This is a genomic window from Diaphorobacter sp. LR2014-1, assembly GCF_002916785.1.
GTDB lineage: Bacteria > Pseudomonadota > Gammaproteobacteria > Burkholderiales > Burkholderiaceae_C > Diaphorobacter > Diaphorobacter nitroreducens.
Map to the genome: position 1 here is coordinate 18,605 of NZ_MTBE01000004.1, position 24,859 is coordinate 43,463.

25 protein-coding genes and 1 tRNA gene are annotated in these 24,859 nt (G+C 67.4%); 14 read left to right on the top strand and 12 right to left on the bottom strand.

What is annotated here, in order from left to right:
* Position 1: 1 nt before the first annotated feature.
* Entirely contained in the window at positions 2-1,012 is a 1,011-nt protein-coding gene (locus BV908_RS04845; RefSeq protein WP_011806476.1) for an inorganic phosphate transporter, read from the top strand.
* A gap of 141 nt (positions 1,013-1,153) precedes the next feature.
* On the opposite strand, the gene BV908_RS04850 is transcribed toward BV908_RS04845, so the two are convergent.
* Entirely contained in the window at positions 1,154-1,600 is a 447-nt protein-coding gene (locus BV908_RS04850; RefSeq protein ID WP_103737381.1) for an NINE protein, read from the bottom strand.
* 22 nt (positions 1,601-1,622) lie between these two features.
* A complete protein-coding gene (locus BV908_RS04855; RefSeq protein ID WP_088886181.1) occupies positions 1,623-2,144 on the bottom strand; it encodes a GNAT family N-acetyltransferase in 522 nt (173 codons plus the stop codon).
* Positions 2,145-2,271: 127 nt separating this feature from the next.
* On the opposite strand from BV908_RS04855, the gene rpsP reads away from it, so the two are divergent.
* The 6 genes from rpsP to BV908_RS04885 all read left to right on the top strand — a co-directional run bounded on the left by rpsP (position 2,272) and on the right by BV908_RS04885 (position 6,335).
* Entirely contained in the window at positions 2,272-2,523 is a 252-nt protein-coding gene (gene rpsP / locus BV908_RS04860; protein WP_011806473.1) for a 30S ribosomal protein S16, read from the top strand.
* A gap of 89 nt (positions 2,524-2,612) precedes the next feature.
* A complete protein-coding gene (gene rimM / locus BV908_RS04865; protein WP_103737382.1) occupies positions 2,613-3,185 on the top strand; it encodes a ribosome maturation factor RimM in 573 nt (190 codons plus the stop codon).
* An 18-nt stretch (positions 3,186-3,203) separates the two neighbouring features.
* The gene (trmD, locus tag BV908_RS04870) at positions 3,204-3,971 is read left to right on the top strand and encodes a tRNA (guanosine(37)-N1)-methyltransferase TrmD (RefSeq protein ID WP_103737383.1); all 768 of its coding nucleotides are present in this window, start codon (positions 3,204-3,206) and stop codon (positions 3,969-3,971) included.
* 113 nt (positions 3,972-4,084) lie between these two features.
* Positions 4,085-4,468 (top strand): 50S ribosomal protein L19, encoded by a 384-nt coding sequence (rplS, locus tag BV908_RS04875; RefSeq protein ID WP_011806470.1) that lies wholly within the window; start codon positions 4,085-4,087, stop codon positions 4,466-4,468.
* A 119-nt stretch (positions 4,469-4,587) separates the two neighbouring features.
* On the top strand, positions 4,588-5,271 hold the full coding sequence (locus BV908_RS04880) for a CoA pyrophosphatase (protein ID WP_103737507.1): 684 nt from the start codon (positions 4,588-4,590) through the stop codon (positions 5,269-5,271).
* A gap of 77 nt (positions 5,272-5,348) precedes the next feature.
* Positions 5,349-6,335, top strand: a complete 987-nt coding sequence (locus tag BV908_RS04885; protein WP_103737384.1) for a CobD/CbiB family protein — start codon at positions 5,349-5,351, stop codon at positions 6,333-6,335.
* 65 nt (positions 6,336-6,400) lie between these two features.
* Here the strand turns inward: BV908_RS04885 and rsgA are convergent, their stop codons facing one another.
* The 3 genes from rsgA to BV908_RS04900 are packed head-to-tail and all read right to left on the bottom strand — an operon-like array spanning position 6,401 to position 9,022.
* On the bottom strand, positions 6,401-7,369 hold the full coding sequence (gene rsgA / locus BV908_RS04890; RefSeq protein WP_041838880.1) for a ribosome small subunit-dependent GTPase A: 969 nt from the start codon (positions 7,367-7,369) through the stop codon (positions 6,401-6,403).
* Positions 7,370-7,373: 4 nt separating this feature from the next.
* Positions 7,374-7,712, bottom strand: coding sequence for a 4a-hydroxytetrahydrobiopterin dehydratase (locus BV908_RS04895; RefSeq protein WP_103737385.1), 339 nt, complete (start codon positions 7,710-7,712; stop codon positions 7,374-7,376).
* Positions 7,709-9,022 (bottom strand): M48 family metallopeptidase, encoded by a 1,314-nt coding sequence (locus tag BV908_RS04900; RefSeq protein WP_103737386.1) that lies wholly within the window; start codon positions 9,020-9,022, stop codon positions 7,709-7,711. Before BV908_RS04900 ends, BV908_RS04895 begins: the two co-directional genes overlap by 4 nt.
* Before the next feature lie 38 nt (positions 9,023-9,060).
* Between BV908_RS04900 and orn the strand changes: the two genes are divergently transcribed.
* The gene (orn, locus tag BV908_RS04905) at positions 9,061-9,639 is read left to right on the top strand and encodes an oligoribonuclease (protein ID WP_103737387.1); all 579 of its coding nucleotides are present in this window, start codon (positions 9,061-9,063) and stop codon (positions 9,637-9,639) included.
* Positions 9,640-9,921: 282 nt separating this feature from the next.
* On the top strand, positions 9,922-11,799 hold the full coding sequence (locus tag BV908_RS04910) for a DEAD/DEAH box helicase (protein ID WP_088886187.1): 1,878 nt from the start codon (positions 9,922-9,924) through the stop codon (positions 11,797-11,799).
* Between the two features lie 286 nt (positions 11,800-12,085).
* Here the strand turns inward: BV908_RS04910 and BV908_RS04915 are convergent, their stop codons facing one another.
* The 7 genes from BV908_RS04915 to BV908_RS04945 all read right to left on the bottom strand — a co-directional run bounded on the left by BV908_RS04915 (position 12,086) and on the right by BV908_RS04945 (position 17,436).
* Positions 12,086-13,321 (bottom strand): multidrug effflux MFS transporter, encoded by a 1,236-nt coding sequence (locus tag BV908_RS04915; RefSeq protein WP_088886188.1) that lies wholly within the window; start codon positions 13,319-13,321, stop codon positions 12,086-12,088.
* Between the two features lie 180 nt (positions 13,322-13,501).
* Positions 13,502-13,990 carry a copper chaperone PCu(A)C gene (locus BV908_RS04920; RefSeq protein ID WP_103737388.1) on the bottom strand — a complete coding sequence of 163 codons (489 nt, stop codon included), beginning with the start codon at positions 13,988-13,990 and terminating at the stop codon, positions 13,502-13,504.
* A 93-nt stretch (positions 13,991-14,083) separates the two neighbouring features.
* Positions 14,084-14,473, bottom strand: a complete 390-nt coding sequence (locus BV908_RS04925; protein WP_103737389.1) for a DUF2946 family protein — start codon at positions 14,471-14,473, stop codon at positions 14,084-14,086.
* Positions 14,474-14,550: 77 nt separating this feature from the next.
* Positions 14,551-15,216 carry a Crp/Fnr family transcriptional regulator gene (locus BV908_RS04930; RefSeq protein ID WP_103737390.1) on the bottom strand — a complete coding sequence of 222 codons (666 nt, stop codon included), beginning with the start codon at positions 15,214-15,216 and terminating at the stop codon, positions 14,551-14,553.
* Between the two features lie 212 nt (positions 15,217-15,428).
* A tRNA-Lys gene (locus BV908_RS04935) sits at positions 15,429-15,504 on the bottom strand.
* Between the two features lie 83 nt (positions 15,505-15,587).
* Complete coding sequence (locus BV908_RS04940; RefSeq protein WP_015914016.1) at positions 15,588-16,565, bottom strand: GMP reductase; 978 nt, start codon at positions 16,563-16,565, stop codon at positions 15,588-15,590.
* Positions 16,566-16,761: 196 nt separating this feature from the next.
* Entirely contained in the window at positions 16,762-17,436 is a 675-nt protein-coding gene (locus tag BV908_RS04945; protein ID WP_103737391.1) for a TetR family transcriptional regulator, read from the bottom strand.
* 150 nt (positions 17,437-17,586) lie between these two features.
* Here BV908_RS04945 and BV908_RS04950 point away from each other — a divergent pair, with 150 nt between their 5' ends.
* The 5 genes from BV908_RS04950 (at position 17,587) to BV908_RS04970 (ending at position 24,792) form a co-directional block, all read left to right on the top strand.
* Positions 17,587-19,221, top strand: coding sequence for an acyl-CoA dehydrogenase family protein (locus BV908_RS04950; RefSeq protein WP_103737392.1), 1,635 nt, complete (start codon positions 17,587-17,589; stop codon positions 19,219-19,221).
* A gap of 39 nt (positions 19,222-19,260) precedes the next feature.
* Positions 19,261-20,781 carry an AMP-binding protein gene (locus tag BV908_RS04955; RefSeq protein WP_103737393.1) on the top strand — a complete coding sequence of 507 codons (1,521 nt, stop codon included), beginning with the start codon at positions 19,261-19,263 and terminating at the stop codon, positions 20,779-20,781.
* A 34-nt stretch (positions 20,782-20,815) separates the two neighbouring features.
* Positions 20,816-23,200 (top strand): UvrD-helicase domain-containing protein, encoded by a 2,385-nt coding sequence (locus BV908_RS04960; protein ID WP_103737394.1) that lies wholly within the window; start codon positions 20,816-20,818, stop codon positions 23,198-23,200.
* Between the two features lie 288 nt (positions 23,201-23,488).
* A complete protein-coding gene (locus BV908_RS04965) occupies positions 23,489-24,091 on the top strand; it encodes a hypothetical protein (protein ID WP_246867442.1) in 603 nt (200 codons plus the stop codon).
* The gene (locus BV908_RS04970) at positions 24,091-24,792 is read left to right on the top strand and encodes an OmpA family protein (protein ID WP_103737396.1); all 702 of its coding nucleotides are present in this window, start codon (positions 24,091-24,093) and stop codon (positions 24,790-24,792) included. The genes BV908_RS04965 and BV908_RS04970 overlap by 1 nt, the downstream gene beginning before the upstream one ends.
* Positions 24,793-24,859 lie beyond the last annotated feature (67 nt).

The following is a 24,859-nucleotide window of genomic DNA, read 5'->3' on the forward strand; positions in this document are numbered from 1 at the left end:
CATGGAAACAGTACAAACCGCCCTGTGGATCGTGGTCGTGCTCGTGGCGCTCGCCATCGTGTTCGACTTCATGAACGGGTTCCACGACGCCGCCAACTCCATTGCCACCGTGGTCTCCACGGGCGTGCTCAAGCCCACGCAGGCCGTGGTCTTCGCGGCCTTCTTCAACTTCGTCGCCATCTTCGTGTTCCACCTGAGCGTGGCGGCCACCATCGGCAAGGGCATCGTGGACCCGAGCGTGGTGGACACCCACGTGATCTTCGGCGCGCTGGTGGGGGCCATCACCTGGAACGTCATCACCTGGTACTACGGCATCCCCAGCAGCTCATCGCATGCACTGATCGGCGGCATCGTGGGCGCGGTGATCGCCAAGACCGGCGCGGGCGCACTGGTGGCCAGCGGCATTTTCAAGACCGTGGCCTTTATCTTCGTGTCGCCCATGCTGGGTTTCCTGCTGGGCTCGTTGATGATGCTGATCGTGGCCTGGGTCTTCCGTCGCACCAGTCCGAACCGCGTGGACAAGTGGTTCCGCCGGCTGCAGCTCGTCTCCGCCGGGGCCTACAGCCTGGGCCACGGCGGCAACGACGCGCAAAAGACCATCGGCATCATCTGGCTGCTGCTGATCGCCACGGGCTACGCCTCGGCGGGCGATGCTTCGCCCCCCATGTGGGTCATCATCTCGTGCTACGCGGCCATCGGCATGGGCACCATGTTCGGCGGCTGGCGCATCGTGAAGACCATGGGCCAGAAAATCACCAAGCTCAAGCCCGTGGGGGGCTTCTGCGCCGAGACCGGCGGCGCGATGACGCTGTTCATCGCCACTGCGCTGGGCATCCCCGTGTCCACCACCCACACCATCACGGGCGCGATCGTGGGCGTGGGTTCCACCCAGCGCGCCAGCGCCGTGCGATGGGGTGTGGCCGGCAACATTGTCTGGGCGTGGATCCTGACCATCCCCGCCAGCGCCTTCGTGGCGGCGATCGCCTATTGGGTGAGCCTGCAGCTCTATTGACGACCTTTGCGGGGGCGGCGGAGCCGGTGGACGCCAGTTCTATGCCGCAGTGCGCGGCGCCCGCGATCTGCCAGGCTGGAGTGATTTTGCTATCGTTTGAGTAGCTGCTCGCGCTTGCCTATCAAGCGCTGGATCCTGATTTCATTGTGAAATCTTGCGCGCTTCCTCGATCTGGTATTCAAAGTAGCGCTGGAAACTGAAGGCAATGCTGGCCATCAGCACGGCCGTGCCCACCAGCAGCGAGGTCGCAATGGCAAACACCGTGAACCAGTGCGTCCGCCCCGGCGCGGCGTCGGGCGCCGCAGCGGGGTTGAAGCGCGCGTTCCACCGCTCGGGCGTCATCAGACCGTAGAGGATCGCGCGCAGTGCGCAGCCTGCGATCGTGAATCCCAGCAGCGGAATCAGCATCCAGCTCAGTTGGTCGTCCTGCCCCCATTGCTGCACGCGCTGGATGCCGTACACGCCCAGGGCCGTGGGGATCGGCAGCAGCCAGCCGATCCAGTCGCCCAGTCCGTGCAGGTAAAAGCGGTGCAACCCCAGCGGGCCGCCCAGGAACGCCAGCCACGCGGCAACAGTCTTGTTCTTCATGGCCGCGATTATTGGCGCGCCTTCATTCGGGGGCGGTGGTATCGCCCGCCCCCAGGGGCTTTTCCATGAGCACGATGTCGCGCCAGGCGCCGAACTTCCAGCCCACGGAGCGCATCACGCCCACGTCGGTGAAACCTGCGGCCCGGTGCACGCCGATGGAGCCCGCATTGGCCGAGTCGCCGATCACTGCCAGCAGCTTGCGTACGCCGGCGGCCTCGGCCTGCATGGCGAGGGCCTCCAGCAACTGCCGTCCCAGGCCCCGGCCGCGTGCCGCGTCGGCGACATAGATCGAATCCTCGGCCGAGAAACGGTAGGCCGGGCGGGGCTTGAACCAGTTGCAGTAGGCAAAGCCCAGGACCTGGCCCGCTTCTTCGGCTACCAGGTAGGGCAGGCCCTTGGCCAGCACATCCGCGCGCCGCGCCGCCATGTCCTGCGCCGTGGGCGGGTCGATCTCGAAGGTGCCCGTGCCGTGCAGCACATGGTGGGTGTAGATGGCGGTGATGGCGGCGACGTCTTCGTCCCGGCTGGCGCGGATGAGGGGCATCTTTTTTGTGTTGTGGATATAATCGCGGACTTTGCAGCGTGTCGCTGGCCGGGTGGCCAAGTCGCGTGTCTCAAACGCCGCAAAACAGAGCGCAGCCACTGCTGTGTAACCACCCGAAGGATTCATTATGGTCGTGATTCGACTCTCCCGCGGCGGCTCCAAGGGCCGTCCGTTCTTCAACATCGTCGTTGCCGACAAGCGCGTGCGCCGCGACGGCCGCTTCATCGAGCGCCTGGGCTTCTACAACCCTTCCGCCAAGGAAGGCGAAGAAGGCCTGCGCATCGCCCAGGACCGCCTGACGTACTGGAAGGGCGTGGGCGCACAACCCTCTCCCACCGTGGACCGTCTGATCAAGCAAGCCGCCCAGAAGGCCGCCTGATCGTTCGCACTCCCGAAAAGGGCGGGCTCCGTTGGTGCAACTGACGGACCCCGCCTTTTTTCTTTGCCTCACCCTCGCATCCCGCCGCCATGCCTCAGCTGCCTGTCCTGGAAACCGCCGAACTGCCCTCCGACGCTGTGGAGGTGGGCCGCATCACCGATGCCTGGGGCGTGAAAGGGTGGTTCAAGGTGCTGCCCTACAGCAGCAACCCCGAGGCCCTGCTCGCCGCCAAGTCCTGGCTGTTGCAGCCGGCGGAAAAGGGCGCCAAGAGTTTTTTCACCGGCACCGTGCTGCTGCCCATCCGGCAGGCGCGCACGCATTCGGACTCCGTGGTCGCCTGGGCGCAGGGTGTGGACGACCGTGACGCAGCAGAGGCGCTGCGCGGCGCGCGCATCTTCGTGCCCCGCGCCAACTTCCCCGCGGCGGGCGATGACGAGTACTACTGGGTGGACCTGATCGGCCTGCCTGTGGTCAACCGCGAGGGCGTGGCGCTGGGCACCGTGCGCGACCTGCTGCCCACGGGGCCGCAGACCACGCTGGTGCTAGCCTACGAGCACGAAGGCAAGCCGCACGAGCGCATGATTCCCTTTGTGTCGGCCTATGTGGACAAAGTGGACCTGGCGGGGCGCTGCATCACCGTGGACTGGCAACCCGACTATTGAGGCGGTTGTCCGCGTGCCATGCGTTTCGATGTCATCACCCTGTTTCCCGAGCTGTTCGAGCCGTTTCTTGCCAGCGGCGTGACGCGGCGCGCCTACGCGTCGGGCCAGGTAGCGGTGCGGCTGTGGAACCCGCGCGACCATGCGGAGGGCAACTACCGCCGCGTGGATGACCGGCCCTTTGGCGGCGGCCCCGGCATGGTCATGCTGGCCGAGCCGCTGGCGCGCTGCCTGGCCGCCATCCGCGCCGATCGCGCCGAGGGCCAGCAGGCGCGGGCGCCCCTGGTGCTGTTCTCCCCCATTGGCCGCCGGCTGGACCATGCCGCGGTGCAGGACTGGTCCGCCGGCGCGGGTGCCATCTTGCTGTGTGGACGCTACGAAGGCGTGGACCAGCGTTTCATCGACGCCTACGTGGATGCGCAGATCAGCCTGGGCGACTTCGTGCTTTCGGGCGGCGAGATCGCGGCCATGGCGCTGCTGGATGCCGTGGCGCGTCTGCAGCCGGGCGTGCTGCACGACGAGGGCAGCCACCAGCTCGACAGCTTCAATCCCGCGCTGGACGGCCTGCTGGACTGTCCGCACTACACGCGCCCCGAGGAATGGGCCGGCCGCGCCGTGCCCGCGCCGCTGCTGTCTGGCCACCATGCGCAAATCGAGCGCTGGCGGCGCGATCAGCGCCTGCTCATCACCGCGCGCCACCGCCCGGACCTGCTGCAGGCCGCGCGCGAGCGCGGGCAGCTCACGCGCGCGGACGAGGCCCTCTTGGCGCAAAACGCAAGCTTGCTATAATCGCCTGTTCTCGATCCTCTGGCCGGCCGCTGTGGGCCTGAACCATAGCCACAAAGGCGCCAATAGGGGCGCCCTGCCAATCCTGGCGCGGACATGATCGTCGGAAACCAACCATGAACCTGATCCAGATCCTCGAGCAGGAAGAAATCGCCCGCTTGAACAAGACCATTCCCTCGTTCGCGCCTGGCGACACCGTCATCGTGAACGTGAACGTTGTGGAAGGCACCCGCAAGCGCGTGCAGGCCTACGAAGGCGTGGTGATCGCCAAGCGCAACCGTGGCCTGAACAGCGGCTTCACCGTGCGCAAGATCTCCAGCGGCGAAGGCGTGGAGCGCACGTTCCAGACCTACAGCCCGCTGATCGCCAGCATCGAAGTGAAGCGCCGCGGCGACGTGCGCCGCGCCAAGCTGTACTACCTGCGCGAGCGCAGCGGCAAGTCGGCGCGTATCAAGGAAAAGCTGCCTTCGCGCGTCAAGGCAGCTGCAGTGGCCGCATAAATACGGCTGCGCTTCCCGCGCGACTCGAAACCGCTACAGTGCGAAAGCCTGTAGCGGTTTTTTCTTTTTGAACCCCCGTGAGTTCTCATCGTCCTGTCGGCGCGTCCTCTGCGGCGGCCCTGCCTTCGCTGTCCTCGCTGCCCCACTTCGATCCGCGCACCGTGCCGCTCGTAGGGGTGGACGACCATTTACCCGCCGTGCCCCCCCATGCGCAGACGCCGGAGGCACTGCGACTGCGCTTTGCCGCGCCGCCGCCCTGGACGCCTGAGGTGCAGCGCGAGAAGAAGTTCGCGGAACGCGAGCCCGCGCACGCCGCCGTCCTCGTGCCCATCGTGCTGCGCGAGCGGCCCACGGTATTGCTCACCGAGCGCACGGCGCACCTGTCCACGCATTCCGGCCAGGTGGCCTTTCCGGGAGGGCGCACCGATCCCGAGGACCGCGATGCCGCCGCCACCGCGCTGCGCGAGGCGCAGGAGGAGGTAGGCCTGGAGCCGCACTGGGTCGAGGTGCTGGGCAACCTGTCGATGTATGTGACCGGCACCTCGTTCCTCGTCACGCCAGTGGTCGCGCTGGTGCGGCCGGGCTTCGCGCTCCAGCCCAACCCGTACGAGGTGGCCGACGTGTTCGAGGTGCCGCTGGACTTCCTGCTCAACCCCGCGCACCACGAGCGCCATCGGCTGCAGTGGCAAGGCGCGCAGCGCGAATGGTTCGCCATGCCCTACCAGGACGGCGCGACGACGCGCTACATCTGGGGTGCCACGGCTGGCATGCTGCGCAACTTCTACCGCTTCATGATGGCGTGAAGGGGGCGCCGCAGCGAGGCTGCCGCACTGTCGCCCGTGGTGTTGGGCCTTGTAACAAGCGCCAGTATGATTGCCGCATGAGTTTCTTTGCCATCCTGTTCGCATTGCTGATCGAGCAGGCGAGACCGCTCGCGCGCAGCAACCCCATCCATGCAGGACTGCGTGCCTGGGCGGTGTCGGTGAACCGCAACTGCGACGCGGGGCAGTCGCACCACGGCTGGGTGGCCTGGGGACTGGCCGTGCTGGTGCCGCCGCTGGTGGTGTTGGCGGTGCACCTGGCGCTGCTGCACTGGCTGGCGTGGCCGTTCGCCCTGGTCTGGAACGTGGCCGTGCTCTACGTGACGCTGGGCTTTCGCCAGTTCAGCCACCATTTCACGGGGATACGCGACGCGCTGGAGGAGGGCGACGCGGCCGATGCGCGGGCGCGTCTGGCGCAGTGGAAGCAGGTGGAGGTGAGCGAGCTGCCACGCAGCGAGATCGTGCGCCACGTGATCGAGTACTCGGTGATTGCGGCGCACCGCCATGTGTTTGGCGTGCTGGCGTGGTTCTCCATTCTTGCGGCGCTGGGGTTGGGCCCGACCGGGGCGGTGCTCTACCGCCTGGCGGAGTTCGTGTCGCGCTACTGGGGCGCGCGTGCGCGTGAGGCGACGCAGCCGCCCAGCGAGTCGCTGCAGCAGGCTGCGGCCCAGGCATGGACGGTGATCGATTGGCTTCCCGCACGGCTGACGGCGTTGTCCTTTGCCGTGGTGGGCAGCTTCGAGGAGGCCATCGAGGGCTGGCGCTTCCACGCACAGCGCTTCCCCAACGACAACGATGGCGTGGTGCTGGCGGCAACCGCCGGGGCCATCAATGTGCGCCTGGGCGGCGAGGCGCTGCGCAGCCGCGCAGGTGCGCAGGTGCAGCCGGGCTTCGAGGTGGACGCCGACATTGGCGACAGCGACAGTACTCCTGGCCGCGAGCCCGAAGTAGGCCACCTGCGCAGCGTGGTGGGGCTGGTGTGGCGCTCGGTCGTGGTGTGGATGCTGCTGCTGGCCTTGCTCACCTTCGCGCGGCTGCTGGGGTGATGCTCCTTATTTAATAGCTGTCAGCGCTTGCTGTATAAGCGCAAAAGCCACTTTTTGCTTCAAACTCAGTAGGGGCTCTCGCTCAACTCCGCAAACAACTCGCCATAGATGCGGTAGCGCTGGGGGCTGATGGCCTGCGCGTCCTGTTCGTCACGCACCTGGGCCTGCACCGCGCACCCGGGCTCGTGCAGGTGGGTGCAGTTGTAGAAGCGACAACCCTCGGCATGGGCTGCGATGTCGGGCATGTAGCGCGCCAGATCGGTGGGCGCGAGGTGGCGCAATCCAAATTCCTGAAAGCCGGGCGAATCGATGAGCGCCGTGGTGCGCTGCGGGTCGATCCAGTACAGCGTGGTGGTGGTGGTGGTGTGGCGGCCCGAATTGAGGGCCTGCGAGATCTCGCCCGTCTGTGCCGAGGCGCCGGGCACCAGCAGGTTGACCAGCGTGCTCTTGCCGGCGCCCGAGGGGCCCAGCACCAGCGTGGTCTTGCCGGCCAGCAGGTGCATCAGCATGTCGCGGTCCACCGCCCCCGATTCGCTGAGCGACAGCGGCAGCACGCGGTAGTGGTGCTGCGTGTCCTGCTCGCCCCCCATGTGGCGGTAGGGCCACAGGCGCTCCCAGGCGCGCGCGAACGGCTCGACCAGGTCGCTCTTGTTGAGCGCGATCAACGGCGTGATGCGCGCCGCTTCCGCGGCGATGAGGGCGCGCGCGAGTTGGCTTTCGGAGAACACAGGCTCGGCCGCGATCAGGATCAGCACCTGGTCCAGGTTGGCGGCGAACGACTTGGTGCGCACCTCGTCCTGGCGGTACAGCAGGTTGCGCCGCTCCAGCACCTTTTCGATGGTGCCCTCGTCGCCATGGCCGCGGCCCTGGCCGGGCGCGGCGGGCTGCCACAGCACGCGGTCGCCCACCACGGCCTGGCTCTTCTTGCCGCGCGGATGGCAGATGCGGCGCTCGCCGCCCGCGCTCTCCACCACGCAATGGCGGCCGTGGCTGGCGACCACCAGGCCTTCAAGGCGCGCAGGGGCTTGGGCCATGGGCTCAGGGTGCGATCAGTGCATCGATGCGCGTCGCGCAATCGATGTCGGTCGCCGAAATGCCGGCCACATCATGCGTATTCAGGCGCACCACGCAGCGGCCGTAGTGCACCGACAGATCGGGGTGGTGGTCCTGCGCATGGGCAATGAAGGCCACGGCATTCACGAAGGCCATGGTCTCGTGGTAGTTGGCGAAGCGGTAGGTCTTCTCGATGGCGACATCGGCGCCGTCGCCGGACAGTTGCCAGCCCGGCAGATCGACCAGTTTTGCTACTATTTCAGTAGCTGTCAGCGCGCGCCTGGTTTGTGTGGACCAGTCTTTCTTGGGGAACATCGAATTCATGGCTGCAAGGCCACGGGCAGACGCGCCAGGCGCTCCGTGGCGGGAGGGTGGGAGTAGTAGAACTTCGCAAACACCGGATCGGGCGTGAGCGTGGAGGCGTTGTCTTCGTAGAGCTTGAGCAGGGCGGACGCCAGGTCGCCGCCGCTGCTCTGGGCCGCGGCGTAGGCATCGGCCTGGAACTCATGGCGCCGCGAGAGCTGCGCCAGTACGGGCGTGACGAACAGCGTGAACACGGGCGCTGCAAGCAGGAACAGCAGCAGCGCCAGCGCGTCGTTGGGCGCGGCGCCGGGCACGCCCGGCAGCATCAGGTTGGGTTGCACGCCCAGGCCCGTGTAGAACCACGCGCGCGTGGACAGCCAGCCCAGCAACGCAAAGCCCGCCAGGCTGATGGCGAACATGCCGACCAGGCGCCGCGTGATGTGCTTGTGCTTGAAGTGGCCGAGTTCGTGCGCGAGCACGGCTTCCACTTCGCCGGGCGACAGCTGCTTGAGCAGCGTGTCGTAGAACACCACGCGCTTGGCCTTGCCCACACCGGTGAAATAGGCGTTGGCGTGCGCGCTGCGGCGGCTGCCGTCCATTACGAACAGGCCCTTGGCTGCGAAGCCGCAGCGTTGCATCAGCGCGGTGACGCGCGCCTTGAGCGATTCGTCCTCCAGCGGCTGGAACTTGTTGAACAGCGGCGCGATGAACAGCGGGAAGACCACCATCAGCAGCAGATTGAAGCCCATCCACGTGCCCCAGGCCCACAGCCACCACAGCGGTCCGGCGGCGCCCATGAGCCACAGGATCAGCGCCGCGATCGGTAGGCCGATCACCGCGCCCAGCAGCGTGGACTTGAGCAGGTCGGCCAGCCACAGGCGCAGGGTCATCTGGTTGAAGCCGAAGCGCTGTTCGATCACGAAGGTCTGGTACAGCGCGACGGGCAGGTCGATGGCACCCCCGATGAGCACGAAGCAGCCCAGCAGCGCCAATTGCTGCAGCATGCCACCGCCCAGCCAGGACAGCAGCGCCTGGTTCAGCGCATCCAGCCCACCCAGCAGCGTCCAGCCCAGCACCACGGCGGTAGCCAGCGCCATTTCCAGCAGGCCGAAGCGCGCCTTGGCAATGGTGTAGTCGGCCGCCTTCTGGTGCGCGGCGAGCGGAATGCGGTGGGCGAAGACCGTGGGCACGGCGCCGCGGTGCTGCGCCACGTGGCGGATCTGGCGTGTGGCCAGCCACAGGCGCAAGGCAAGGCCTGCGAGCAGCAGTCCGGCGAACACCAGTGTGGTCAGGTGAGATGGCGAGAGGAGGGAGGCGGAAGGAGGCTGCATCTGCGCGCGAGTTTAGGCCATCGGCGACAATTCCCGGCATGTCTGACACTGCCAACCCTACTGCTCCCGCGCTTGCCAAATCCGACCAGAACCTCGTCTGGCTGGACTGTGAAATGAGCGGCCTCAACCCCGAAACCGAACGCCTGCTGGAGATCGCCGTGGTCGTCACCAGTGCCGACCTCACGCTGCGCGTCGAAGGGCCGGTCTTCGCCATCCACCAGGCGGACGCGGTGCTGGACAGCATGGACGCCTGGAACAAGGGCACGCATGGCCGCAGCGGCCTCATCGACAAGGTGCGGGCCTCCACGATCACCGAGGCCGATGCCGAGCGCGAGCTGCTCGCCTTCCTGTCGCGCTATGTACCCAAAGGCGTGGTGCCGATGTGCGGCAACAGCATTGGGCAGGACCGGCGCTTCCTGGTGAAGTACATGCCCAAGCTGGAGGCGTTCTTCCACTACCGCAATGTGGACGTGAGCACGCTGAAGGAGCTGGCCAAGCGCTGGAAGCCCGAGGCCTACAGCTCGTTCAAGAAGGCGCAGCGCCACACGGCCCTGGCCGATGTGCACGAATCCATCGATGAACTACTGCACTACCGCACGCATCTGCTGGCCGTTTGATCCCCGTTTGCGGGAAAACCCGAATCGTGCGACAATTGCAGGCTTGCGTGAAAACGACTCCCAAACCCGACTGAAGGTTTGGCCGCATCGCGCAGCCCTTGCGCATCTCCCTTCTCACAATGGGTTGCGGGCCTTGAACGGTTTCCAGCGTTCCAGTGCCTGCGTCAATGACCCACCCGCCCAGCTCTCACTGCTGGTGCAGGTTTCGTTGGATGGTTGATGTTTTGATGAACCACTGACGAAGCCGCCGCGGGTTGCACCCGCGCGCTTCATACATACGACATGACAGACACCATGCACGTGCAGGGCGAGATCGCGCCTGCCCAATCCCCTATGGCCGCTTCGATTGAGGCGCCTGTTTCTCCGACCACCGCCGCGCCCGCTCTGCCCGCCGGCTTCATCGAACTGGGCCTTGCGCCCGAACTGGTGCAGGCTGTGGCCGACCTCGGCTACACCGAGCCCACGCAGGTGCAGACTCGCGCGATTCCCTTGGCCATGGGCTCGGGCGATGACGCGAGCTTCATCGATCTGATGGTCTCCAGCCAGACTGGCAGCGGCAAGACTGCGGCCTTCCTGCTGCCCGTGCTGCACACGCTGATCCGCCAACAGGCCGAGGCCGAAGTCGCCGAGCGCGCCGCTTTCGAGCGCGCCGCCGCCGAGGCGGCCGCGCGTGGCGAGGCTCCCCCAAAGCGCCCCAAGCGCAAGAACCCCACGCAGGCGCGCAACTTCAAGGCGGCGACGCCCGGTGCGCTGGTGCTGTGCCCCACGCGCGAACTGGCGCAACAGGTGGCGCACGATGCCATCGATCTGGTCAAGCACTGCAAGGGCCTGCGCATCGCCAACGTGGTGGGTGGGATGCCCTACCAGTTGCAGATCGCCAAGCTGCAGAATGCCAACCTGGTGGTGGCGACGCCGGGCCGCCTGCTGGACCTGCAGCGGTCGCAGCAGATCAAGCTGGACCAGGTGCAGTTCCTGGTGGTCGATGAGGCCGACCGCATGCTGGATCTGGGCTTCTCCGACGACCTGGCCGAGATCAACCAGCTCACCGCCCAGCGCAAGCAGACCATGATGTTCAGCGCCACCTTCGCGCCGCGCATCCAGCAGCTCGCCATGCGGGTGATGCACGACAACGGCGCATCGGTGAAGAAGATCCAGATCGACACGCCGCAGGAAAAGCACGCCAACATCAAGCAGATGCTGTACTGGGCCGACAACGCGCAGCACAAGCGCAAGCTGCTGGACCACTGGCTGCGCGATGCCTCCATCGACCAGGCCATCGTGTTCGCCAGCACCCAGGTGGAGTGCGATGGTCTGGCCAATGACCTGCAGCAGGAAGGTTTCAGTGCCGTGGCCCTGCACGGCGCACTGAGCCAGGGCCTGCGCAACCGCCGCCTGATGGCGCTGCGCAATGGCCAGGTGCAGATCCTGGTGGCGACCGACGTGGCCGCACGCGGCATCGACGTGCCGACCATCACCCACGTCTTCAACTTCGGCCTGCCCATGAAGGCCGAGGACTACACGCACCGCATCGGCCGTACGGGCCGCGCCGGCCGCGACGGTTTGGCCGTGACCTTTGCCGAGTTCCGCGACCGCCGCAAGATCTTCGACATCGAGGGCTACAGCCGCCAGCAGTTCAAGGCCGAGGTGGTCGCAGGCCTGGAGCCTACCCAGCGCTTCCCGCAAGGCGGCCGCGCAGACTTCGGCGGTCGTGGCGGGCGTGATGGCCACCGTGGCCCGCGCGAGCAGCGCTTTGGCCGCGGCGGCAGCGAGCGCGGCTTTGGTGATCGTGGTGGCTATGGCGACCGTGACCCACGTGGCAGCTTCGGCGACCGTGGCGGCTTCAATGACCGTGGCGGCTTTGCCGACCGCGGCCCGCGCGGCGCAGCCCCCCGCTCTGGCGAGGGCTATGGCGCACCGCGCGGTGGCGATCGTGGCAACAGCTTCGGCGGCCGCCGCGACGGTGAAGGCTATGGCCGCAAGAGCGGGTTTGGCGAAGCCTCCCGGTTTGGTGACGCCGGCCGCCATGGTGGTGGCCGCGGTGACGCTGCAGCACCCCGCGCAGACTTTGGCCGCAAGCCCGCGTTTGCCAAGCCGCAGGGCGCGGGCAAGCCGTTCGTACCCCACGGTGCCGGCAAGCGCCCGGCGCGCAACGACCGCTAAGCCGGCAGCGCGGACCCCATGACAAGCCAGCCCTCTCGTCCAGGGCTGGCTTTTTTATTGCGCGCCAACTCCCCGCGAAACGCACCGGGGCCGCGCAGGAGATCAACAACCCGTTCGTCCGGGCCGGGGCCGTGGACCTCTCGGAAGGCAGGCTATTGCGGCTTGAGGGGTGAGTTGCTGGACGTGGCCGTGCACCGGTCCGGGGCCGGGGAGGTAGACGCAGAAGCTGCACGACTGCGGCGCCAGGGGCGCCGGTCGCCGCGGCACACGGGGCCGCGCGCCGCTCTCAGCCCACGTGCATGGTGTGGCGGCCGATGTCCGGCCAGCGGTGGTGCAGGTAGATCCAGGACACCAGCCCCACCAGCATCAGCAGCAGTGAGGCCGCCGCCAGCGCCAGGGCCGAATGCATGACCAGCGGCGCCACTACGCCCGCCACCAGGCCGTTGGCCGTGGCGCCCACGAATGCCTGCAGCGACGAGGCCATGCCCCGGCGCTGCGGGTACAGGTCCAGCACCAGCAGCGTGACCACGGGCACCATCAGGGCCCAGCCGAACGAGAAAATGCCGATGGGCCACAGCGCCCACGACACATGCGGCGCCAGCGCCAGGTTGGCGCCCAGGTTGAGCAGCGCCATCGCCAGCATGATCACGAAGCCGTGGCGGATCTGGCGCTTGGGCGGGATGCGACCGGCCAGCCGGCCGCTGGCCCAGGCGCCGCCCATGATGCCGGCGATGTTGATCACGAAGAACCAGAAGAACTCCGTGGGCCCCAGGCCCAGCAGCTCACCCAGGAAGGCCGGGGCCGACAGCACGTACAGGAACATGCCGTTGAACGGCACGCCGCTGGCCAGCGCCAGCAGGATGAAGCGTGGGCTGGTGCCCAATTCCCAGTAGCCGCGCAGCAGGTGGCCCATGTGGATCGGCTGGCGCTTGTGCACGGGCAGCGACTCGGGCAGCAGGCGCCAGTTGGCCACCCACAGCAGCACGCCCACGCCCGTCAAAAACCAGAACACGCTGTGCCAGCCCAGGTGCACCGACAGCCAGCCGCCCACGATGGGCGCGATGGCCGGCGCCACGCCGAAGAAAATCGTCACCTGCGCCATGACGCGCTGCGCCTGCGTGGGCGGGAACATGTCGCGGATCACGGCGCGCGACACCACAATGCCCGCGCCGGCCGACAGGCCCTGCAGCGCCCGGAACGCTACCAACTGTCCGATGCTCTGCGACAGCGCGCAGCCCAGGGAAGCGAGCGTGAAAACGGCCAGGCCCCACAGCACCACGGGCCGACGCCCGAAGCTGTCGGACAGGGAGCCATGGAACAACGTCATGAAGGCGAACGCGAACAGGTAGGCCGACAGCGTCTGCTGCATCTGCACCGGTGTGGCCTGCAGCGCGCCCGCGATGGCGGGGAAGGCGGGCAGGTACGTGTCGATGGCGAACGGCCCCACCATGCCCAGCAGAGCCAGCAGGATGGCCAGTGCCCAGCGCGGCGCGCGCCACAGGTGTTCCGCGTCAGAGTGCATGGTGTGGGAAATCGGGGGAGGGCGCGCAACGCAGGCGCCGTGCAAAGCGCCGCATTATCGGCCAAGCCCCTCGTCCGCGCCCGCGATGGGTGCGTGTGGAAGCTATGCTATTGATAGCTGTCAGCGCTTGCTGTGCAAGCGCTAGAGGTCTAAAAAGCCTTCAGCCGTACCGGATGAGTCTCAATGGCCGCCGTGCGGCTTGCCATGGCCCATGGCCGGTGCGGCCGTGGCGCTGACGGCGCGCACGGGCGCCTGCAACTCCTGTGTCGTGCGTTGGCCATCCTTGGCTTCGAAAACCAGCGTCAGGGGCACGGTCGAGCCTTGGGCGACGGGCTGCTTCAGGTCCAGCAGCATGATGTGGTAGCCGCCGGGCTTGAGTTCTACGGCCTGGCCGGCTGGCAGGTCCAGCGCGGGCAGCGGGCGCATCTTCATCACGTTGTCCACGAGCTTCATTTCATGGACTTCGGTGACGCCGGCCACCGGGCTGCTGGCGCTGACCAGTCGGGCATCCTGCGCGGCCGTCAGGCGCATGAAGGCGCCGGTGGCCTTCTGTTGCGGCACCGTGGCGCGCACCCAGGCGTCCTGCACGGTGACCTGGGCGTGGGCTGCGCCGGCCACGAGCAGGGTGGCGGCGATGGCGAAGCGGGAGACGAGCGATTGGGAGAACATGAAAAATCCTTGAATAAACGATGGGGCAGGCGGTCAGCGCTGCCGTGGTATGCGAGAAGAGTGAGGGTGCACGGTGGCCCGTGCCCGCCGTTTTCAAAACGGTGCGAGGGCGAGTGGCGCCGCAGGCGGGGCGCGCGGCGGGAAAGGCGCGCGGCTGAGCGCCGGTACATGGGTCTGGCGCACCACATCCGCAGATGGGACATGCGGGAGCTGCTGCAGGCCGCGCCACGGGGGTGCATCCAGAGCGGGCAGCAGGGGCGGCAGGCACAGGGCGCAGTCCAGCGCATGCGCGGGGTCGGAGGCATCGTTGGTGCCCACCGCGCTGTTGCCGGCGGCAACCCAGCGCTCCTCGCCCGAGGCGGTGCAGACGCGCTCTAAATGGCCTGCCTGCACGAAGGGCGCTGCCGTCGCCACGCCCAGCGACACGGCAAAGCACGCCAACAACAGGCGTGCCAGGTGACGGGCGTTGCGCAGGATGTGCATGGTGGGCGCATTATCGGTGGGTGAGGGCGCGCCGGCCAGCCGCCAGCCACCCAAGTTGCGGCCCTGTGGCCAGGGCGTCAGAACGTGCGCGTGCCGGGCGCGGCGAGTTGACGCAGCTGGTGTGCATCGCACAGGCGCCAGGTGCGCCGCTCGCCGCGGATCCAGCCTTTGGCCTGCCACTGGGCGAGCAGGCGGTTCAGCGTCTCGGCGCGGATGCCCAGGCGCGCCGCCAGGTGCCGCTGGCTGGTGGGCAGCTCGACCGGCTCGCCGCCCTCGCTGCACCGCGCCACCAGGTAGGCGGCCAGGCGCTGCTGCGCATTGCTGCTGGTGAGCCAGTCCACCTCGTTCACGCAGTGGTACAGGCGCAGGCTCAGCGATTCCAGCAGCCGCAGCGCCAGCAGCGGGTGGCGCTCGCACGCCGTGCGCAACGCCTGCCGGGGAATGCGCCAGACCCGCGTGGCGCCTTGCGCGCGCGCCGTCATCGGATAGAGCCCGTGCGGCATGAACATGGCCGCCTCGGCCACCCACTGCCCGGGGGTGAAACAGTGCAGCATGCGCTCCTCGCCCGTGGCGTCATAGCGCAGCACTTCCACGGCACCCTGCGCGACCAGCAGGCAGTGGCAGGCGGCTTCGCCTTCGTGGAACAGCGTTTCCCCATCGGGGTGCGTGCGCGCGAGGGCATGCTGGGCCAGATCCTGCAATGCCGGCGCCGGCAAGCCCTGCAGCAGCGCGTTCGCAACCAACAGGCTGCTCGCCTCTCTGAAGCCGCTCTGTTGCGCGTCCGCCGCGCCGCCCGGGGGCCGCGATGGGCGCCAGGGGTGCGATGGGCCTGAATAGGTGGGGAGGAGAAGGCCCGCATCAAGCGGGCGAAGGGGCGGGAGAGCCGGGCTGGCGTGGAGCCCAGATCGCCATGAAAAAAGCCGAATCCGCGCTGCGGATTCGGCTTGGCTGTCTTTGGTGGGCCCTGAGTGACTCGAACACTCGACCAACGGATTAAGAGTCCGCTGCTCTACCAACTGAGCTAAGAGCCCTCTCTTTTCAGAGGTGCCGCGTTGCAGCACAGCCATGGATTATGCACCATTTTTTTGCCTCGCTGCGACGTCGGCCGAAAAATTTACATCAACAGGTGCTCGCCAGCGTTGTCGCCGCCCAGGATCACGTAATTCACCTTGCGGATGTCCATGAGCTTTTTGCCGCCCGAATAGCTGATGGAGCTCTGGATGTCCTGTTCCATCTCGGTCAGGGTGTCCGCCAGCTTGCCCTTGATGGGCTCCAGGATGCGCTTGCCCTCGACGTGCTTGTACTCGCCCTTGTTGAAGTCGGATGCCGAGCCGTAGTACTCCTTGTACAGCTCGCCGTCCACTTCCACGGTCTTGCCGGGCGATTCTTCGTGGCCCGCGAACAGCGAGCCCACCATCACCATCGTGGCGCCAAAGCGCACGCTTTTGGCAATATCGCCGTGGCTGCGGATGCCGCCGTCGGCAATGATGGGCTTGGTGGCCACGCGCGCGCACCACTTCAGCGCCGACAACTGCCAGCCGCCCGTGCCGAAGCCGGTCTTGAGCTTGGTGATGCACACCTTGCCGGGGCCGATACCTACCTTGGTCGCGTCCGCGCCCCAGTTCTCCAGGTCGATCACGGCCTCGGGCGTGCCCACGTTGCCGGCGATCACGAAGGCCGCGGGGATCTTGGCCTTCAGGTACGTGATCATGTTCTTCACGCTGTCGGCGTGGCCGTGCGCGATGTCGATGGTGATGTACTCGGGGCAGATGCCCTCGGCCACAAAGCGGTCCACCGTGTCGTAGTCGGGCTGCTTCACCCCGAGCGAGATCGATGCGAAGCACCCTTGCGCATGCATGTCCTTGACGAATTGCACGTTGTCCAGGTCAAAGCGGTGCATGACGTAGAAGTAGCCGTTCTGCGCCAGCCAGGTGCAGATCTTCTCGTCGACCACCGTCTTCATGTTGGCGGGCACCACGGGCAGGCGAAAGCGGCGCCCGCCCAGCTCCACGCTGGTGTCGCACTCCGAGCGGCTTTCCACGCGGCACTTGCGCGGCAGCAGCAGGATGTTGTCGTAGTCGAAGATTTCCATGAGGTTCCAAGCTCCTGTAGAGGTCGCGCGCGAGGGATTTCGCGGGCGATGGGGCGCTTGGCCTGAAGACCGGTTTCGCGGATGGACCGGTGGCTGCGGCCTCATCGAACCCCGCTGTGCGCGGGCACAAAAAACCGGGCGTCAAGAAACTTGGGCCCGGTGCGCGATTGTAGGTCCTTTGCCCGGCTTGTGGTGCTCACTCGTCCTGCGCTGCGTGCACGCAGGCGATGATGGCGCGGGTGGCGGTGCGCTCGAGCGCCTGCATGTCGGGGCCTTCGGGTGCGGCCATGCAGGCGTGGGCCACCAGACCGTAGAGGAGGGTTTGCGCGCCCAGGGCGGCCGTGGCCGGGCTGTGCCCCTCGGGCCAGTCGTTTGCGGTCTTGATCGCGTGCGCCCAGGCCTGCACGAAGCGTTCGTACATCGCGAGATAGGCCTGCAGGCTGGAAAAGTGGCGCTCCAGCAGGTAGTGCGCGGCCCACTCCCGGGGGGGGCGCTGGTGGCGCGCGAGCACGGCCCGCACGATGGCCTGCACCTTGATGGCCAGCGGCGCGCCTTCGTGCTCGGCGCCTGCGCCGCGCAGTGCCGCCAGCAGCGCCTTGCTGCGCAGGTGCAGGCTCACGCGGGCCAGATCGTCCATGCTGCTGTAGTAATCGTAGAAGCTGCCGATGGCCGTGCCCGCGACGAGCGAGACCTCGCGCACCGTGACGGCGGCGTAGCTGCGCCGCTCCACCAGAACCTGAACAAAGGCCTCGCGCAGGGCGCGCGCGGTGTGGCGCGCGCGCTCCTGCCGCGGCCTGCGACGCGTGCCCGGCGCGGCGGCTGGCGCGCGTTTTCGCGTGGCCTGGTTAGAAGAGGTTCTGGAGGGTTTCATGGACCGTCGAATCCGAACATGTTTCGGGGCTGTGCCGCCTAGAATTTTTCTGTGTTGCCGACGGGTTTGCGGGGGCCTCCCTTGGACCGGCCGGAGCCTGAACAAAACCGCCATCCAGGCCGGGCCCGGGTGGCATTACAGGAGAAGCGCATGTTGGGGATCCACCCGGACAATCAGGTGCCGGAACTCAAAGACTATAACCTCTACACCAGCGACCCGCCGCTGCAGGCTGCGGTGCAGCGCGGCGGCGCGACCTGGCGCACGCAGGAACTCGTGCGCCAGGGTGCCGAGTATGGCGCGGCCGACACCTTGCGCGCGGGGGAAGAGGCCAATACGCACCTGCCCGAGCTGCACATCTATTCACCGACGGGCGCGCGCATCGACGAGGTGCGCTTTCACCCGGCGTGGCACCGCATGATGGCGATCGCCCGGCGCAACGGCATCTGCAACCTGCCGATGTTCGATGCGCGCCCCTCGGCCTGGGTGGCGTATGGCGCGTCGATCTACATGCATTGCCAGGTCGAGGCCGGCTCCACCTGTCCGAGCACGATGACCAAGGCGAGCATTCCCCTGCTGAGAAAAAACGCCCCGCTCTGGGCGCAGCTCGAATCCAAGCTCGCATGTGACGAGTACGACGCGCGCGACGTGGTTTCTCTGGACAAACCCGCACTCACCATCGGCATGGGCATGACCGAGAAGCAGGGCGGCAGCGACTTGCGCACCAATACCACCACGGCCGTGGCCGCCGGCAGTGGCGCCTGGGGCGATGAATACCTGATCAACGGCCACAAATGGTTCTTCTCGGCGCCCATGTGCGACGGGCATCTGGTGCTGGCCAACGCCCTAGAGGGTGGTCTGACGTGCTTTTTCGTGCCGCGCTGGCGCCCGGATGGAACGAAGAACGGCGTGCACATCCTGCGCCTGAAGGACAAGGTGGGCGATCGCTCCAACGGCAGCGGCGAGGTGGAATTTCATGACGCCTGGGGCGTGCGCGTGGGCGAGCTCGGGCGCGGCATTGCCACGACGGTGGAGATGGCCAGCCAGACGCGCCTCGACTGCGCGCTTGCGGGTGCGGGCCTGATGCGCCAGGCACTGGTGCAGGCGCTGCACCATGCGCGCCACCGCTTTGCGTTTGGCAAGGCGCTGGTGGACCAGCCGGCCATGACCGTCCTGCTGGCCGACATGGCGCTGGAGGCGCAGGCCGCGCTTCTGCTGGCGATGGATCTGGCCGAGCGCCATGGCAGCGATGAAGCCGCCGACGTGACGTGGCGGCGCATCCTCACCCCGGCGGCCAAGTTCTGGAACTGCAAGCGCTCGGTGGCCTTCACGGGCGAGGCGATGGAAGTCTTTGGCGGCAATGGCTACGTGGAAACCGGCCCCATGGGGCGGCTCTTCAGGCAGGCGCCGGTCAATTCGATCTGGGAAGGCTCGGGCAACGTGATGTGCCTGGATGTGCTGCGCGCCGTCTCGCGCGAGCCGCAGGCGGCGTTGCAGTTGCTGCAGGACCTGCGCGCGCAGCTGGGCGCAGAGCCACGCGTGGCGGCACGCCTCGATGGCCTGCAGGCCGCCTTGCGCGACCCCGAGCAACTGGCGCGGCGCGCGCGCTGGTTCGCGCAGGAGCTGGTGCTGGTGGCGCAGGCCGCCCTCATGCTGCGCCATGCGAGCGCGCAGGCCGCCGCGGCCTTCGTCGCCAGCCGCTTCGGCGGCGACTGGGGCATGGTGCTGGGCGCCGACTGCGGCACCAGCGATCCGGCGGCGCTGCTGCGTGAAGCCTGGGTCGAGTGAGGGCCTGAAAGAGATTTTCATGCGAGGAGACCCATCAAGATGATCGATTTCGTTTCGGTACTGGACCAGCACGCACGCACGCGAGGCCATGAGCTGGCCTTGCGCGCCGACGGGCGCGACTGGACTTACACGCAACTGGCCGAGCAGACGCGCCGCGCGGCGCACGTGCTGGCCGACGCGGGTGTGGTGGCGGGCGAGCGCATCGCCATCTTCACGCTGAACACGCCGGGGTTCGTGTTTGCGCTCTTCGGCGCGTGGCGCCTGGGCGCGGCCGTGGTACCGGTGAACCACAAGCTGCAGGCGCCGGAGGTGCAGTACGTGCTGCAACACAGCGGCGCGCGCGTGGCCGTGGTCGACGCCGCCCTTGCGCCCGTGGCGCGGCGTGTGCAGACCGGGGTGCGTTGGCTCGCGACGGCGGGTGATGCCGAGGGCTGGGCGTCGCTTGACGCGCTGATGGCTCAGGCCGAGCCATATGGGGCCGAGCACCCCGCGCCGGCGGGCGATGTCCTGGCTGAAGTCCTCTACACCTCGGGCACCACGGGCCGGCCCAAGGGCTGTCTGCACAACCACGCCAATCTGTTCCAGACCGCGGTGTGCGCGGCGGCATCGGTCTCGCTCACGCCATCGGACCGGGTGCTCACGGCCATGCCCATCTGGCATTCGTCGCCGCTCAACAACTGGTTCCTGGGCGCGCTGCTGATTGGCGCCGCCAATGTCCTGCTGCGCGAATACACGCCGCAGGCGTTTGCCGATGCGCTGGTGCGCGAGCGCATCACCTTCACCTTCGGCGCGCCGATCGCCTTGCTCGCGCCGCTGCAGGTGGTGGCTGGCATAGGTGAATATGACTTCGGCGCGATGCGCATGTGGGCCTGCGGCGGCGGGCCGCTGAGCGCCGACAACACCCGGCGCCTGATGGCGGGTTACCGTACCAGCCGCCTGATGCAGGTCTATGGCATGACCGAATCGGGGCCCCTGGGCGCGGTGCTCTATCCCGAGGAGGCCGAGCGCAAGGCGGGCTCCATCGGCCGCTGTGGCAATCCCGGCGTACTGCTGCAACTGCGCCGCCCCGATGGGCGCCCGTGCGCGGCGGGGGAAGTGGGCGAGATCCACCTGCGCAGCGCGTCGATGATGGAGGGCTATCTGGACGATCCGCAGGCCAGCACGGCGGCGTTCACCGAGGACGGCTGGTATCGCAGCGGCGATCTGGCGCGCATCGACGAAGAGGGCTACATGTTCATCGTCGATCGCATGCGCGACATGATCGTGACCGGCGGCGAGAACGTCTACTCCAGAGAAGTGGAAGACGCGCTCTCGGGGCATCCCGATGTGGCGCAAGTGGCCATCATTGGCCGTCCGCATCCGGACTGGGGCGAGACGGTGACGGCTATCGTCGTACCCAAGCCGGGTGTGGCGTTGCGGGAAGATGAACTCAAGCAGTTCCTGGAGCCGCGTCTGGCGCGCTACAAGATTCCGCGCATTTACGAGTTTCGCGCCGAACTGCCCTGCACGCCCAGCGGCAAGGTCCAGAAGCACTTGTTGCGTCACGTAGCGTCCATCTGACACGGGAGCATCCGGGCATTTTTACAATGCCTGGATGTTTCCTGATTCGTCCGTGCCGGCTGTTGCCGCACCCTTGCTCGCCCACCTCAACCCCGAGCAGCTCGCTGCCGTCACGCTGCCCGCGGGCCATGCGCTGATTCTTGCCGGCGCGGGTTCGGGCAAGACGCGCGTGCTCACCACGCGCATCGCCTGGCTGCTGCAGACCGGGCAGGCCTCACCCGGCGGCATCCTGGCCGTCACCTTCACCAACAAGGCCGCGAAGGAGATGCTCACGCGCCTCGCCGCGATGCTGCCGATCAGCGTGCGCGGCATGTGGATCGGCACGTTCCACGGTTTGTGCAACCGCATGCTGCGCGCGCACCACAAACTAGTGGATCTGCCGCAGACTTTCCAGATCCTGGATGCGCAGGACCAGCTTTCGGCCATCAAGCGCCTGCTCAAGGCGTACAACGTTGACGAGGAGCGTCACCCGCCCAAGCAGGTCGCGTGGTTCATCAACGGTTGCAAGGAAGAGGGGCTGCGCCCGGCGGGAGTGCCCGCGCCCAATGAAGAGACGAAAAAGCGCGTGGAGCTTTACCAGCTCTACGAGGCGCAGTGCCAGCGCGAGGGCGTGGTCGATTTCGCCGAGCTGCTGCTGCGCTCGTACGAGCTGCTGCGCGACAACGACCCGGTCCGCGCGCACTACCAGCGGCGCTTCGCGCACATCCTGGTCGATGAATTCCAGGACACCAACCGCCTGCAATACCTGTGGCTCAAGCAGCTCGCTGGCGACGTGGTCGATGGGCGGCTGGTGACCCAGGGCAGCGTGATGGCCGTGGGCGACGACGACCAGAGCATCTACGCCTTTCGTGGCGCGCGCGTGGGCAACATGCAGGACTTCGTGCGCGAGTTCGGCGTGGGCCAGCAGATCAAGCTGGAGCAGAACTACCGCTCCTACTCCAACATCCTGGACAGCGCGAACGCGCTGATCGCACACAATAGCCGGCGCCTGGGCAAGAACCTGCGCACCGAGCAGGGACCGGGGGAGCCGGTGCGCATCCACGAGGCCGAGAGCGACCTGATGGAGGCGCGCTGGCTGGTCGATGAAGTCCGTGCGCTGGCGGCGGGCGGCATGGCGCGCCAGCAGATCGCGGTGCTCTACCGCAGCAATGCGCAAAGCCGGGTCCTCGAATCTCAGCTCTTCAATGCGGGTGTGCCCTACCGCGTCTATGGCGGCCTGCGCTTTTTTGAGCGCGCCGAGATCAAGCATGCGCTGGCCTATCTGCGCCTGCTGGAGAACCCGCACGACGACACCAGCTTTGCCCGCGTGGTGAACTTTCCGCCGCGCGGTATCGGCGCGCGCACGCTGGAAACCTTGCAGGACAGCGCCCGCGCCAGCGGCTGCTCGCTCTGGGATGCGGTCAGCAGCGTGCCGGGCAGCGCGGGCGCGAAGCTCGGCGGCTTCGTTGCGCTGATCGACGTGATGCGCGAGCGCAGCCAGGGGCAGACGCTGCGCGCCATCATCGAGCAGGTCATCGATGAAAGTGGCCTGGCCGCGCACTACCGTCAGGACAAGGAGGGCGAGGACCGGCTGGAAAACCTGCAGGAGCTGGTGAGCGCGGCCGAGAGCTTCGTGATGCAGGAGGGCTTTGGCCGCGACGCGGTGGCGCTGCCGCTTGATGAGCAGATGGCCACGCTCAGCCAGAGCCCGGCGAGTCAGGGGCTGAATCCGGACGTGCCCATTGATGGCACGGCGATTGACGAGCCCACGGGCGAGACGCTCTCGCCGCTCGTGGCCTTTCTCACGCACGCGGCGCTGGAGGCGGGCGACAACCAGGCGCAGGCCGGGCAGGACGCGGTGCAGCTCATGACGGTGCACGCGAGCAAGGGGCTGGAGTTCGATGCGGTCTTCATCTGCGGACTTGAAGAAGGGTTGTTTCCACACGAGAACGCGATGAGCGACCGCGATGGCCTGGAGGAAGAGCGCCGCCTGATGTACGTGGCCATCACCCGCGCGCGCCAGCGCCTGTACCTGAGCCATTCGCAGACGCGCATGCTGCACGGGCAGACGCGCTACAACGTCAAGAGCCGCTTTTTTGATGAGCTACCCGAGGAGGCGCTCAAATGGATCACACCGCGCCAGGCAGGGTTTGGATCTTTTGCTCCTGATTCAGGAGCTGCTCGCGCTTACCAGTCGGGCGCTAGAGGCCAATTTGGCTTCAAGACCGAAGTATTCGCCAGTCCCCCCGTACCCCCGGTCAAGGCGGCGCCGGGCCATGGCCTGCGCGTGGGGCTGGCGGTGTTCCACACCAAGTTCGGCGAGGGCAAGGTGCTGGCCATCGAGGGCGCGGACGCCGACGCGCGGGCGCAGGTGCACTTTCCGCGCCACGGCACCAAGTGGCTGGCGCTGTCGGTGGCCAAGCTCACCATCGTCGAATAAGTGCTCGCCCAGAGACCGCGGCCTTCTGTCTTGCTTATTCAAAAGTAACTTGAAATTTCCCCGACATCGGGAGGCAGCGCGGGCTTCACGCCCAGGGAATGCCGCGTGGGGCTTGAGACGTATGGGGCCAGCGCATGTCCCTCATCGATTTTTCGGGATAACTTTTGATTACAGGAAACCCCGCTGGCACGCATTGCCGCGAATAAATTGCTCCTTGGGAATGAACGCCGCCAGCGCCCCTGTGATGCGCGTTCACTGTCAAGCACCACGCAAGGAGTAGAGATGGGGATGGAACACAGAGGAACCCTGGGTTGGATGGCGGTGGCCATGGCGGCGGTGTGGCTCGCGGGCTGCAAGGATCCGGCGGGCACGGCGGCGGTGCAGGCCTCCACACCGACTCCGGCCACGGCTCCACCCTCCGCCACGGCTGCGGCGCCGGCGGCGACAGCCACGGCGGCGCCTGCCGCAGCAGCGGTGGTTGCGGCTCCCCCTGGTGCTGCTCCGGCCGCGCCACGCACCTTGCCGCTGGGCGTGCAAGGCGTGGCACCGGCGGGGGTGACGGTGCGCGTCAAGAGTGTGCAGATCGGGGGGGACGCCACGGTGCTGGATGTGAGCATCTCCTTTGCCAACCGCATCACCGACTCCACCATGCTGGCGCTGGCCGATACCTACCTGCAGGACGAAAGCGGCGCGCGCCTGCACGTCAAGCGGCCGGACCACAACCGGGACATCACCATCCGCGAAGGCCAGACCCTGGATGGGCAACTGGTTTTCCTGGGCCGCGTGCTGCCCACCGCGCGCACGCTCAAGCTGGTCTTCAATGACGGCAACGATGGCGACAACATCGTGGCGCCGGGGCTGTCCATGGACCTGCCGCTGCAGGCGGGCTGATGGCGGTGCGGTGTTCGCCAGCCTGGCAGGCTGCCCTGTGGGCCGCGTGCTGCGCCGCTGTGGCCTCAGCAGCGCAACCATTGGAAGTGCGGCGCAGCAGCCAGTCGCTCGCGGCGACGCCCACCCATTTGCAACCAGCGGACGCTGCCCCGCTGACCCAATTGCAGCCGCACGTGACGCACGGCGGCCTGGTGCCGCGCGAGACCGAAACCCGGCTGCAGGTGGCGGCAGGGCCGGCCACGCTGCTGCGCGCGGCCGAGGTGCCGCCGCAGCGGCTGGAGCAGACCCGCGCGCTGCTGGTGGAACTGCAGGCCCAGCCCACGCCCGAGCAGGCCATCTCCATCGACCTGCCTGCCGATGTGTTGTTTGACTTTGACAAGGCCGAGTTGCGGGCCGATGCCGCGCGCTCGCTTGACAAGGCGGCCGAGCTGCTCAAGAGCTACCCCCAAGCGCCCATCGACGTGGTGGGACACACAGACGGCAAGGGGGGCGATGCCTACAACGACGCCTTGTCGCAGCGCCGCGCCGCCGCCGTTGCCGCCGCGCTGCAGTCGCGCACGGGGCGGCCGATCGCCACGCGCGGCATGGGCAAACGCCAGCCTGTCGCGCCCAATACCACGCCGGATGGGCGGGACGATCCCGATGGGCGCCAGCGCAACCGGCGCGTGCAGATCGTGATCGGGGCATTGCCGGTGCGGTAGGGGATAGGACCCGGGCCCGCGCGTGGCTCAGGCGCTGTGGGCCTGTGTGTTCCTCGCGCGTACACAG